This is a genomic window from Staphylococcus pseudoxylosus (assembly GCF_003697915.1).
Lineage (GTDB): Bacteria > Bacillota > Bacilli > Staphylococcales > Staphylococcaceae > Staphylococcus > Staphylococcus pseudoxylosus.
Window position 1 is genome coordinate 1 of the sequence record NZ_RCVN01000096.1, and the last position, 236, is coordinate 236.

Here is a 236-nt window from a genome sequence, read left to right on the forward strand (position 1 = left end):
TAACAATTGCAACAAATTGTTATGATACTGCAGAAGTTATAAAAGAATTAAAGAAAACAGATTTACAATTAAAATAACTCAACTTAGAAATAAATCCTAATTAATATTACAGAAGAGAAGATGTGTTAGATCTTCTCTTCTTTTTTATTGGTTAGAAAAGCAATCATCTTTATAGGTTTACATAATATAAATATAGTAATTACGAAGCCTAAAACATTTTTATTAAAAGCAATAAC

Annotated in this window: 1 pseudogene; it reads left to right on the forward strand. The window is 22.9% G+C overall.

The window, feature by feature from the left end:
• Positions 1 to 77, forward strand: a pseudogene (locus D9V42_RS15510) (hypothetical protein); the annotation flags it as partial.
• Positions 78 to 236 lie beyond the last annotated feature (159 nt).